This is a genomic window from Rubrobacter calidifluminis, from assembly GCF_028617075.1.
Lineage (GTDB): Bacteria > Actinomycetota > Rubrobacteria > Rubrobacterales > Rubrobacteraceae > Rubrobacter_E > Rubrobacter_E calidifluminis.
Map to the genome: position 1 here is coordinate 1 of NZ_JAQKGV010000031.1, position 12,533 is coordinate 12,533.

General features: G+C 64.8%; 7 protein-coding genes. All 7 read right to left on the reverse strand.

Annotation, left to right across the window (positions count from 1 at the left end; all coding sequences use genetic code 11):
• Positions 1-226: 226 nt before the first annotated feature.
• Positions 227-1,186, reverse strand: a complete 960-nt coding sequence (locus tag PJB24_RS15340) for an ABC transporter permease (RefSeq protein ID WP_273847434.1) — start codon at positions 1,184-1,186, stop codon at positions 227-229.
• Complete coding sequence (locus tag PJB24_RS15345; protein ID WP_420541971.1) at positions 1,179-2,654, reverse strand: sugar ABC transporter ATP-binding protein; 1,476 nt, start codon at positions 2,652-2,654, stop codon at positions 1,179-1,181. Before PJB24_RS15345 ends, PJB24_RS15340 begins: the two co-directional genes overlap by 8 nt.
• Before the next feature lie 14 nt (positions 2,655-2,668).
• Positions 2,669-3,691, reverse strand: a complete 1,023-nt coding sequence (locus PJB24_RS15350; RefSeq protein WP_273847441.1) for a LacI family DNA-binding transcriptional regulator — start codon at positions 3,689-3,691, stop codon at positions 2,669-2,671.
• Positions 3,692-3,827: 136 nt separating this feature from the next.
• Positions 3,828-6,413 (reverse strand): glycoside hydrolase family 3 C-terminal domain-containing protein, encoded by a 2,586-nt coding sequence (locus PJB24_RS15355; RefSeq protein WP_273847443.1) that lies wholly within the window; start codon positions 6,411-6,413, stop codon positions 3,828-3,830.
• A gap of 72 nt (positions 6,414-6,485) precedes the next feature.
• Entirely contained in the window at positions 6,486-8,507 is a 2,022-nt protein-coding gene (locus PJB24_RS15360; RefSeq protein WP_273847445.1) for an NPCBM/NEW2 domain-containing protein, read from the reverse strand.
• Positions 8,508-8,598: 91 nt separating this feature from the next.
• Entirely contained in the window at positions 8,599-12,186 is a 3,588-nt protein-coding gene (locus tag PJB24_RS15365) for a glycoside hydrolase family 3 C-terminal domain-containing protein (protein WP_420541972.1), read from the reverse strand.
• 73 nt (positions 12,187-12,259) lie between these two features.
• On the reverse strand, positions 12,260-12,533 hold a 274-nt coding region (locus tag PJB24_RS15370; RefSeq protein ID WP_273847449.1), incomplete at its 5' end, for an ROK family protein.

The window sequence follows — 12,533 nt, forward strand, 5'->3', positions numbered from 1 at the left end:
CCACTCGAACCCCCCTGCCCCGCGCTTCCTCCACCGCACCCGGCGGCCCCCAGGAGCGCGGTGGCGGCCAGACCGGCGCCGCCAAGCCTCAGAAAATCAGCCCGGCTGAGCGGGTTTCTCCCACGAGGCTCACCCTCTCTTCTTTCGCTGCGGCCCATCCTTCTCCTCCTCGATGATCGCCTGCAAGATTCTCTTCATGCCAGAGCTTCCGTTTCGTTTGTTTCGGCTATGCTCCGCGCTTGCGTAGCGTGTCGGTCATTACGGCCAGCGCGATGACCGCTCCTATCACCACCTCCTGCCAGAACGACGAGACGTTGAGCAGGGTCAGCCCGTTGCGCAACACGCCGAGTATCAGCGCGCCTATGAAGGTGCCGGTCGCCGAGCCGACGCCCCCCGCCAAACTGGCTCCTCCGATCACCGCTGCTGCGATCGAGTCGAGCTCGAATCCGGTGCCCGCCTGGGGCTGGGCCGAGGCGAGCTGGGCGGTCAGCAGTATCCCGGCTACGGCTGCGAACAGCCCAGAGAGCGAGTAGATGACCAGCTTCTGGGCCGAGACGTTTATCCCCGAGAGCCTCGCGGCCTCCTCGTTTCCACCTATGGCGTACATACAGCGGCCTGGGTAGGTGGCGCGCAGACTACCGGCTGTCACAAGCCAGGCCAGTACCATGAGAACCACCGCGTAGGGTACGAACCCGAAGATGTCGCCGCTCCCGAACTCGCTCACCGCGCGTGGTATGGGGTTTAGCGGGACGCCCCCGGAGATGACGAGCGCCATCCCCCGGGCCGCGCTGAGCATGGCCAGCGTAGCGATGAACGGTGGGAGCCTGCCCAACGTGATGAGCAATCCGTCTACCAACCCCGCAAGAACACCGACCCCCAGCCCCACCCCGAGGGCCACGGGGAGCGGAAGCCCGGCCTTCACCGAAGCCCATCCGAAGGCGATCCCCGAGAGCCCGAGGACGCTGCCGACCGAGAGGTCTATCCCTCCGGAGACGATGACGAAGGTCTGTCCGAAGGCAAGGAGCGCCACGACCGCGGCCTGAAAACCCACATTGAAGAGGTTTTGGAACGTGAGGAAATTGGGGGAGAGAAACGTGAGGATGAGGCCGAGCAGGATGAGACCACCCAGCGGGCCTCCTCTGGAGAGCAGCGAGCGGGGGTCAACCTTCTGCACGATACTAGCCAACTGCGGTCCTCCTCGAGCGTGTCGCGAGCTGCATGACCTTCTCCTGCGTGGCCTCCTCTGCGGAGAGCTCCCCGGTGATGGTCCCGTCGCTCATCACCAGGATCCTGTCGCTCATGCCGAGCACCTCGGGGAGCTCGCTGGAGACCATGAGAACCCCGGCCCCGTCCTCGGTGAGCGCGTTGATCAGCTCATAGATCTCTACCTTGGCGCCGACGTCGATCCCCCGCGTGGGCTCGTCGAGTATCAGGACCTTGGGATGCGCCAGAAGCCACTTGCCTATGATTACCTTCTGCTGGTTCCCACCCGAGAGGTAGCGGATCTCCTGATCAGGTTTAGGTGGCCTGATGTTCAACTCTTCGATCATGCGCCAGGCCTGCCGCTGCATCTGCCCGCGGTCGATCAGGCCAAGCCTGCGGTACCTCTTGAGCGTGGCCAGACCGAGGTTGTCAGCTACCGAGAGTGGCGGGACTATGCCCTGGTCTCTCCTGTTCTCCGGGACGAAGCCGAGCCCCGCCTTTCCAGCTTCCTCCACCTCCCCGGACCTCAGCCTGCGCCCCCCGACGAGCACCTCCCCGGAGTCGAAAGGGTCCGCCCCGAATACGGACCTCACCAGCTCGGTCCTGCCTGCGCCCACGATCCCCGCGAGCCCGACCACTTCTCCGGACCTGACCTGGAAGGATATGTCCCGGAAGATTCCTTCGCGCGAGAGTCCCTTTACCTCCAGCAGGGTGTCACCCACCCGGGACCTGCGCCGGGGAAACTGGTTCTCTATGCTCCGTCCGACCATCATCCTTACCAGCCGGGACGGGTCGGTTAGTGCGCCACACTCGCCGATCTTCTTGCCGTCCCTCAGTACGGTCACACGGTCGCCTATCTCGGCGACCTCCTCCAGGCGGTGGGAGATGAAGATTATCCCCACTCCCTCCTGCCGCAAGCTCCGGATCGTCTCGAAGAGCCGCGTTATCTCTTCCCCGGAGAGCGCGGAGGTCGGCTCGTCCATGATGAGGATCCTCGTGTCCAGGCTCAGCGCCTTCGCTATCTCGACCATCTGTTGCTGGGCCACCCCGAGCCGCTCCACGCGTGCATCGGGCGAGACCCGGACCCCAAGCCTATCGAGGAGTGCGTGTGCGTCCGCGAGCATCCGCCGCCGGTCGACGAGGCCGAAGCGCCTCGGCTGGCGTCCTAGAAAGATGTTCTCGGCGACCGTTAGCTGCGGGACCAGGTTGAACTCCTGGTATATGGTAGAGATGCCCAGCCGCTCGGCGACCGCCGAGCTCAGGGTGACTCTCCTGCCGTCCAGGTAGATCTCGCCCTCATCCGGCTGGTAAGCGCCGGAGAGTATCTTGATGAGCGTGCTCTTGCCTGCTCCGTTCTCTCCCAGCAGGACGTGCACCTCGCTGGCTTTCAGATCGAAGTCGACCCCGTCCAGGGCGACCACGCCCGGGAACCGCTTGGTTATCCCCCGCATCTCGAGAAGTGAACTCACCGCACACCCTCCCTCACGGGACCGCAAGAGCCCCTGATCACCAACTGCGCCTCCATGGGCTCGGGTTCCTTCGTGCTCTTGCGCTCCCTTATCATCTCTATGAGCAGGCTGGCCGCCGATGCTCCCAGCGCGCGCGTGGGCTGGGCTATCGCCGTGATCGGAGGCTTGAGGAGCCCGAACCAGGGGACGTCGTCGAAGCTGGCGAAGGAGATCTCCTGCGGGATCCTCACTCCTGCTTCCTCGAGGGCCTGAAGAGCCCCGAGCGCCATGAGGTTGTTCGCCGCGAATACCGCCGTGGGCGGCTCCGCGAGCGCCAGCAACTTGCGCATCGCCTCAAGACCACTCGACCGGCGAAAATTGCCGAACTTTATGTATTCGTCGGGTATCCGTATACCCCGCCTGCCGGCAGCGTTTAAGAAAGCCTCTAGCCGCTCCCTCCCCGAGATGATCTCTCTCGGTCCGGAGATGATCGCCAGCCTGCGGTGCCCGAGCCCGATCAGGTGCTCCACGAGCGAATCCACAGCCCCTCGTCCGTCTGCTCTGACGACAGGCACCCCCGCGGCACCGTCGATCGAGCGGTCGAGGAACACCACTGGAACCCTCCCCCCTACCACCTTGAGCAGATGGGGCGCGTCAGAGCGCGCCGGGCTCAGCAGGATCCCATCTACCTGCTTCTGGAGCAGAACGTTCAGATACAGCTCCTCCTTGGCTGGATCCTCATCCGCGTTGCCCAGGATCAGGCTGTACCCCTCCCGCGCCGCCTCGTCCTCGACAGCCCTCGCCACCTCGGTGAAGAAAGGATTCGTCACGTTGGATATCACGAGCCCCAGCGTCCTCGTGCTCTCCATCCGTAGAGACCTGGCAACGGCGTTCGGCCTGTACCCGAGGCGCTCGATCGCAGCCAACACCCTCAGGCGCTTGTCCTCGCTTACCCCCTCCTTCCCGCTCAATACCCGTGAGACCGTCGCCGTGGAAACCCCAGCCTCTCTCGCCACATCCTTCACCGTCGGTGTCTTCATGATCGTTTGAGAAATCATTGTAAACGATTACGTAATCGTTTACAAGGCTGATCGGAGCGGCTACCGGCGATCGGGTGTGGGGCGTGTTTGCCTGGGAGAGTTGGGCCCGGGGGATACCCCGGGCCCTATCGGGGGCTTACTGCCCTTCTACTTGGATGCTTGCCTCGAGGGGCAGGTTGCGTGATGAGTCTCCCACCAGTATGCGATATGCGCCGTCTGGCACCTTCCATGTTTGGGTGGAGCCGTCCCACACTGCGAACGCCCGGCGGGTGAGGCTCATGCTCACCCGCTTGCTCTGGCCGGGTCTGAGGTGGATCTTTTCGAAGGCCCTGAGCTGCCGGGGCGGTTCGCCGGTCCGCTGCGGGTCGGCGACGTAGACCTGCACCACCTCATCCCCGGGGCGGCTTCCGGTGTTAGTCACCCTGACGCGGATCCTCACCTTGTGTCCGGTGTGCACCTTCTCTGGCGTGACCGTCAGGTGGCTGAGGCGGAAGGTGGTGTAGGAGAGCCCGTAGCCGAAGGGGAAGAGGGGCTCGAGGTTCTTCTCGTCATACCAGCGGTACCCGACGTCCAGACCCTCGGAGTAGTGGACCTTGCCATCCACCCCAGGCCAGCGCGCCGGGGTGTGGGCCGGGACCTGGGCGAGATTTTTCGGGAAGGTGACCGGGAGCTTCCCCGAGGGGTTGACGTCCCCGAAGAGCAGAGCGGCTATTGCGTTACCGTCCTCCTGCCCTGGATACCAGGCCTCGAGCACTCCCTTCACCCGGTCGATCCAGGGCATGGTCACCGCTGAGCCGGTGTTGAGGACGACGATGGTGTTGGGGTTGGCCTTCGCGATGGCGGAGATGAGCCTGTTCTGGTCGGACCCCAGGCTGATGTCCTGCAGATCTGAGCCTTCGCTCTCGTACTTGTCCGCGAACACCACGGCGACATCCGACTTCTTGGCCAGCTCCACGGCCTGCTGCTTAGGAGAGGTGCTGCCCGGCACCTGCCAGCCGAGGCTCAGGCTGCTGTCCCCGCCAGCCTGGTAGTACTCGACCCTGATGTTCACCTGCTGGCCCGCGGTGAGCTGGATCCTGGCGGTTTTGGTCGTGGCGGCGTGGTCTCCCCAGTTGTTTATGAGCTCCTTGCCGTCTATGTAGAGCCGGCTGCCATCGTCACTGGTGAGCGAGAACGTGTAGGTGCCCGTCTTGGGCGGGATGAGGGTCCCGCTCCAGGATGCCGACCAGTCGGTGGCAGGCACCCCGGACGTGGGTGAGGAGCCCTTCCAGTTGTAGTCTATGTTGGATGCTTCTCCGGTGGCGATAGGATTACCGGAGAGGTCGGTGCCTCCGTAGTAGGTGACCTCGAGGCCGCTCCCGAAAGCGCTGGCCGGTACTGCGGGGAGCTGACCCTGCGGGTAGAGACCCTCGGCGTAGCGCACCTTCACGCCGCTGCCAGCCCGTTCGGAGATCCCCTGGTAGGGAGTAATTACGTAAGGAGCCTGGACCTGGGCGCTGCCACCTCCAGAGGTCATGGCCTGCGAGCCTCCACCCGGACCAATCACGGCGATGGAGTGGACCCTGCTCGCATCAAGCGGGAGGAGTCCTCCCTCGTTCTTGAGCAGGACCGAACCCTGCTCGGCCACCTCCCGTGCCACCTTGGCGTGAGCTGGGGAGGTCACCGTGGCGTCCGGGTTCCCTCTGGCCGGATGGTCGAAGAGGCCGAAGCGGAACATCTGTGTGAGAATGTGCAGGACCATGCGGTCGAGCGTCTTCTCGCTCACCTGTCCCTCCTCGACCGCCTGCTCGAGTGCTGAACCGTAGTAGGTGCCATCCGGCATCTCCATGTCGAGTCCGGCTCTGGCCGAGGGCACGGTGCTGTGTGTAGCTCCCCAGTCGGAGGTCACAAAGCCCTTGAACCCCCACTCGTTCCGCAGGACCTTCTTGAGCAGGTAGCGGTTCTGGCAGGCGTACTCGCCGTTTACCGTGCTGTAGGAGCACATGATCGAACCGACGTGCCCTTCGTCTATCGCCTGCTGGAAGGCCGGCAGGTAGATCTCGTGCATCGCGCGCCGGCTCACTATGGCATCATCCTGGGGCGTGTTGCGGTAGGTCTCTTGGTTGTAGACGGCGTAGTGCTTTACCTGCGAGATTACCCCCTGGTGCTGAACGGCGCGGATCTCGGAGGCTGCCAGCTCTCCCGTGAGGTAGGGATCCTCGCTGAACGACTCGAACGCCCGCCCCCAGCGGGGATCGCGCACGATGTTTATCGTGGGGCCGAGGTTGACGTTCGCGCCCTTGCCCGCCTCCTCGGAACCGATGACCTCGCCGTAGCCCGCCGCCAGCTTCGGATCCCAACTCGCGGCCACTGCGACAGGGGCGGGAAGCTGCGTGACGCCGGTCATCCCGTCCGCGACCCCGGCCGGGCCGTCTTCCAGGTTGAGCGCGGGTATGCACAGCCTCTCGTTCGCCGGGATATGCCCGACGTAGGCTGAGCCGCCCGCACCGTGCACCAGCGCTATCTTGTCGTCCAGTGTCATGTGGCGCAGCACCTCGTGGGCCCTTCTGGCGGGCGAGGCCTTCTGTCCGACCCAAGGACACGAGTTATCACCCGTCGGGCGTGCTCCGGCCAGAGAGGTGACGAGCGTCAAGACCGCAGCCGCCAGCAGCGTGGCGGCGAGCATCGCCACGGGCTGACCTCTCCTGCCATCGGGAGCCCTTCCACGCGCGATGATCCTCAAAGAGGGTACCTCCTTCCTTCGAAAGCCTGAGCCCCCGACTCTTTCGCTCCGGGGGCCCTCCCCGGTTCGGCGCTAAGAACCGCAGAGGACTCGGGCTCCGGCCCAGTCGGCGTGGTCATAGTCAGGGTTGTCCCCCCCGTCGGTCACGACGAGTTCAAGCTCCTTCGCCCCTGAGATATCCACGCTGGCGCTCCGCGCAGGATCCAAACCTGTCATCAGGCCACTGTCGTAGAGCTTTCTGCCGTCCGCGAAGACCTGAAAAACCACCGAGCCCCTCTCCCCCACCTCATCGTCTACTCCCACGTCGGATACGAACCTCGAACAGTTGCCGCCAAGGTAGTAGCTGATCTCTGAGGGTGCGTTGGTGCCCAGCCCTTTCTGGTACGTAGCTCCGTTTATGGTGATGGTGTGTCCGTCGCCCGCAGCCTGTTCGCCGTTCGAGGAGTCCTTCTCCACCGGACCCCAGTAGTTGCTGGCGCTCACCCATGGGATGTCGCTCAGGTAGGAGTCTGAGGTTGGTGGCGGTGGGGGTACCTGTGTGGTAGCCTCCGCGGTGATCTCTTCGGTCTTGTTGCCGTACCGGTACGCTGCATGCGCCCGGATCTTGGTGGTTCCTTGTTGTGCGTCCGTCGGTGCCCTGATCTCCCACCTCACGCGCACCGTCTCGCCAGTACCGACCCTGTGGAAGGTCCTCCCAGAAAGGGGTGTGGCCGACCAGCCCCGCGGGACCTCCAGCCCGACCCTCACCGATTCCACCGGCACCCGGGCGTAGTCGGTGAACTCCGTGGTGACCTCGGTCGACGAGCCGGCCGGCACGAATCCCGGAGCGGCGACCGAGAGGCCCGTGGCCGGGGATGCCTGGTTGGGACGGCCGCGGCTCACGCGGTACATGACGACCCCATGCGCGGGAACCCGGGCGCTGATCGTGCCCGCCGTCTCGGTCGAGCGGTGCTCCCAGAGATCGCGCAGGATGTACGCCGGAGCCTTCTTCAGCCCGACCTGCCTCGCTGTGGTCGTGATCGTCGCGGGGCTGTCGGTCTCGTTGAAGAGCACGACCGCCCGGTCACCGTTCTCGAGCGGCTTGGTCAGGACCCAGTGCCCGTCCTTCGAGTACACCGGGTAGCCCTGCCTGCCGAGCGGGTCCTGGTCTACGGCGATGACCTCCCTGTTGGTGTAGATCTCCCGGGTCGCCTTCGACATGTCCCTGAGGTCGGTGCCGGCCAAAAGCGGCGCGGCCATCTCCGCCCACAGGCTGAAGTGGGACCTGTACTCGGTGGTGCTCATCCCACCGTTCCCGACCTCCAGCATGTCTGGGTCGTTCCACGCCCCCGGCTTCGCGTAGGGGTAGAGCCCGACGTTCTGGTGGAAGATGTCGAGCATGCTCGCGTAGCTGTCCTGGATGTCGTGCGTCGTGCGCCACAGGTTCGAGACGTCCTGCGCCCACCTCCAGGGTTCGACCGAGGAGTCCCACCCGTTGCACATGCTGAACACGATCGGACGCCCGGTCGCCGCCAGCGCGTCGCGCATCCTGGTATAGAGCTGCTGCGCCACCTGCTGGTGGCTCTCGCCTGGAAACTGGTCGAACGGGACGTTGCACCAGTCGTACTTGAGATAGTCCACACCCCATCTGGCGAACGTCCTGGCATCCTGGTACTCGTGGCCGTAGCTCCCGGGATATCCGGCGCAGGTCGAGGTCCCCGCGTCCTCGTAGATGCCGAGCTTGAGCCCCTTCGAGTGGACGTAGTCTGCGACGGCCTTGATCCCGTCGGGGAATTTCTCGGGATCCGGGACGAGGTTGCCCTGCGCGTCCCTTTGCTTCGCCATCCAGCAGTCGTCGATGTTCACGTACCTGTAGCCGGCTGCCTTCATCCCGCTGGCGACGATGGCATCGGCGGTCTCCTTGACCAGCTTCTCGTTCACGTTGCACCCGAAGGCGTTCCAGTCGTTCCAGCCCATCGGCGGGGTTTTGGCCAGTCCGTTGTCCAGCGCGAGCGCAGGACGTGCACCGAGGTGCCCGGCTGGGAAGAAACCAACCAGCAGCGCCAGCGCGAAGGCGAGCGCCACCGGGAGAGCCGCCTTACTTCTTTCGCTCATCCAACCCCCTTCTCCCGAGATTTCTGGTAGTCTCGTCACCACGCAGCTCCGAGGCCCTCACCGGTACATGATCCCGAACCTCCTTCCCGCTTCATCCGCCTATCCCGAGCGCGAAGATGTGCATCGCCGTCTGCCCCTGGGAGACACCCCGGCTTATGTCGGGGAGCTTCACGTACCGCACCTCTTTGCCGGATCTCAGGGGAACCGAGGCGTAGTAGAGGCTCACCTGCTGGTCCTGTCTGCCTCCCGGGGTGTTTATGTAGGGGACGGTCGCGAGGATGTCGCCGCCCTCCGGCGGCTCGTTCGCCCACCAGTCAGGCAACGAGAGGGTGAAGCTCTGCGTGCTCCCGTCCGCGTAGACGATCTCTCCCTCACCCGAGGCGTCACCGTAATCCGAGGCGCCCAGGAAGCCGAGCCTGCTTCCGGACCCCGAGACGCTCACCGTTTGCCCGCCGGCGACGACGTTGTCCGGTTGGCCGGCCGGGACGTTGGGCCAGGTAAAGGTGATCCCATCGTGGTCCACCTTCGCGCCGGGGGTGAGACCCACCTGCGCGAGCGCCTGGGCCGAGTAGCTGTACCCTCCGCCGTCGAAGTTGCCGGCGCCCGGGTTGGAGTCGTCGCTTATGCCGGGGTTGTCGAAGGCGGCTGCCAGCGAGGAATACGGGATCGAGACCTCACGTGTGACGCTGGTGGTATCCGGACCGGCAGCGCTCCTGAAGTCCGCCCTGGCGGAGAGCTGGTATCCTCCGGGCCCGACGCCCTCCGGCGGCCGGACGCGCCAGACTGCGTGCACGGTCTCGCCGGGTGCCACCCTGCCGAAGGTGATCGATGAGGTGGCCTGCACGTCCCACCCTTGGGGAGCCACAAGCGAGAGCCGGACGTCACGCAGTGGCTTCCTAGAGGTGTTCTTGAGGATCGCCCGCGCGCTGAACGGCGAGCCTCCCCGGACCACCAGTGGTGTCTTGAGCGAGAATGGCTGCTTCACGTAGATGACGGCGGAGCCGGTCACACCGTCGACGCTGACTCTTATCGTTGCCACGCCCGGGGAGACGGTGTGGACGACGCCATTCTCGCTCACGGTGGCGACCCTCGGGTCGCTGCTGCTGTAGCGAACGTGAGCTTTATCGAGATCGACGAAGGACTGGTCGTTGTTCACCGCCTCGACGATGTTGTCCGCGGTCGCGTGGCGCTCCTCGCGGGCCGGGTCGGTGTCGTCCTTGAGCCAGGGGTTCCTGCCCCTGAGGTCGAGGGTCTGGCCGGGTCGGAAGATGACCCTGTCGGGCTGGACGGTGACATACGCAACCCTGGGCTCTATCGAGCCGTGCACCGTGACCGGCCGGGAGGCTACGATGTTCTCGGCGTTCTTGCCGACCTGGAACAGGTAGCGCCCGTCGTAGACAACCTCCTTCAGCTTCTTCTCATCCCACAGGCTGAGGTCGCTCGCCTTCACCCTCAGCGTGATGTGCTGGGTCTGTCCTGGTCTGAGAAGCCGTGTCTTCTCGAACCCGACGAGCCGCTCCTTTGGGAGCTCCACGCCCGGCTCCTTGAAGGTCGGTGAGGTGTAGAGCTGGGCCACCGTGGTGCCGGAACGGTCGCCGGTGTTGGTGACGTCGAAGCTCACCGTCACGCTCCCGTTTGCAGAGACCGAATGCGGACTCACCTGGACGTGCGAGTAGCGGAACTTCGTGTAGGAGAGGCCGTAGCCGAACGGGTAGGTGGGCTCGCCGGTGAAGTACATGTAGGTACGGCCGAGGCCCCCGGTCTGAGACGGGGTAAGCCCGTAGTTTTCGATGCCGGGGAGTTGGGAGTCGTCCCTGTAGCAGGTGAAGTCGAGGTGCCCGCTCGGGTTCTGCCGGCCGAAAAGCACGTCCGCGAGCGCCGCCCCCTGGCTTTCTCCATTGTAGCCGCTGAAGACTATCGCCGGGAAGCTCTGCTGCACGTTATCTATCTTCAACGGGCCGTCGGACTGGATGGCGAGAACCATCCTTCGGTTGCCGAGGGAGACGACCTGATCTATGAGCGAGCTGTAGTTCCCTGGCAGGTCCAAGCTGGTGCGGTCGTGTCCCTCACTGGCCACGTTCTCATCGGTGCCGACGAAGACCACGACGAGGTCGGCGTTCTTTATGTCCTGCTGGGTCTGTGGGGAGCAGGAGGCCGGCGAGGTCGTGGTCGTGGAGGTGCCGCAAGCGTCGAACGTGACCGAGGCATCCGGGTTGGCCTTCTTGAGGGCCCGGGTGATCCCCTGCACTGCGCTGACCTTGTGCGTGGGATCCCCGGAGTAGCCGCCGAGGGTGACCTTGTCCGCCAGATCACCGACGATGACGATCTTGCTGAGTTTGGAGGGGGCAGCCGGCAAGAGCGGGGAGTTCGTCCCTGGCACATCGGCGTTCTTGAGCAGGACGATCGACTCGTCGGCCACCCGACGCGCCAGCCTCTGATGGGCCGGGCTCTCGATCACGCTCTTGGTGATCTTTGTGTAGGGTACCCTACCCGGCGGGTCGAACTCGCCGGTGCGCATCCTTATCGTGAACAGGTGCACGAGCGCGTCGTCGATCACACCCCTGCTCAGGATGCCGGCCCTTATGGCCTCCCGGATATTGGCGAGCGTCGCCTCGGCCCCGGTGCAGTTGAGGTAAGTCCCGGCCCGCAGCGCGAAGGCCTCCGCCCCCGCCGCACCGGAGACGGTCTTGCCGGTTTTCTCGTTGGTCCAGACTATCTGCCCGTCTTTCTGCTCCGTGGTCCACCCAGGTGGCGCCCAGTCGTGGCTGCCACTCTGGTAGATGTCGCCTATAGCCCCGCAGTCGGAGGTGGTGTACCCGTCGAAGCCGTAGGTTCGTCGGGCGAGTTCGTTCGTGGTGTAGGTGTCGGCGGGCGAGGGGGTGCCGTTTATGGCGTTGTACGAGGTCATGAGCCCGGCGACGTGGGACTTCTGGATGAGGTTTCTGAACTGATAGGTGTAGTAGTCTCTTATGTTGGCATCAGTGGTGTCCGAACTACCCGAGTGTCTGGTGTTCTCGACGTTGTTGAGTGCATAGTGTTTGGCCGTGGCCGCGACCTTGAGGTATCGGGTCTTCGGTCTGCCGCCCAGCGTCTGCCCCTGGTAGCCGTCGACAAAGGCCCCAGCCATCCTGGATGCGAGATAGGGATCCTCCCCGAACGCCTCGTCGGTCCTCCCCCAGCGGGGATCCCGGTCCATGTTCACCGTGGGTGCCCAGTAGGTGAGCGATCCGTAGTCCTTCGGCGAGGGACCGAGGTTGTTCGGGGCAACGCCCCACAGCGACTTGTCCAGAAACCCCCTTGCCTCATCGGAGATCGCGGTCGTCTCCCTGTAGATAAGCCTCGGGTCCCAGCTCATCGTCGAGGCGAAGTTCGTGGGGAAGCTCGTGGCGTGCGGTGCCGCGAGCTGCGGTCCCGGGTTGGTGTTGGCCCCGAGCGCGTTGATCCCGTGCTGGCCCTCGCTCCAGTAGGTGTACTGCTGGACTCCGAGCCGCGGGATCGCCGGCGCGTTGTTGGTGTGCAACTGGGCCACCTCCTCGGCCAGCGTCATGCGGGAGACCAGATCGGCGGCCCGCTCCCGGAACGAGTAGTGGGTGTTGCGGTAGATCGGAAGGTTGCCCCCCTCCCCGCCCGTTCCAGAGCCGGCTTTCCGGGCCGAGGCCGACCCCGACCACCAGAGCATACCGGCAGAGAGAAGCACGGCCAGCACCAGAACGAGAACGTGCCGCACCACCGACCCCCGCCGAACACCCTTTCTAAGCTCCCTTTCCCCTAACACCTGCTACCTCCCCTGCGAAGACCTTATTTGTCCCGGCCAGTGAGACGGTGAAGAGCTCCCTCAAGACCAGAGCGGCCGCCCCTATTGCCCCGGCATCCTCCCCCAGCGTCCCCCTCACAACTCGCACCCTGTTCGCCACATGCTCCAGGGCATGCTTGCTGACCATCTCCCGGGCTGGCTCGAGCAGCAGTTCCCCGGCTTCCGCCGTAGAGCCTCCAACCACAACCAGCTCCGGATCGAAGGCGTTCACC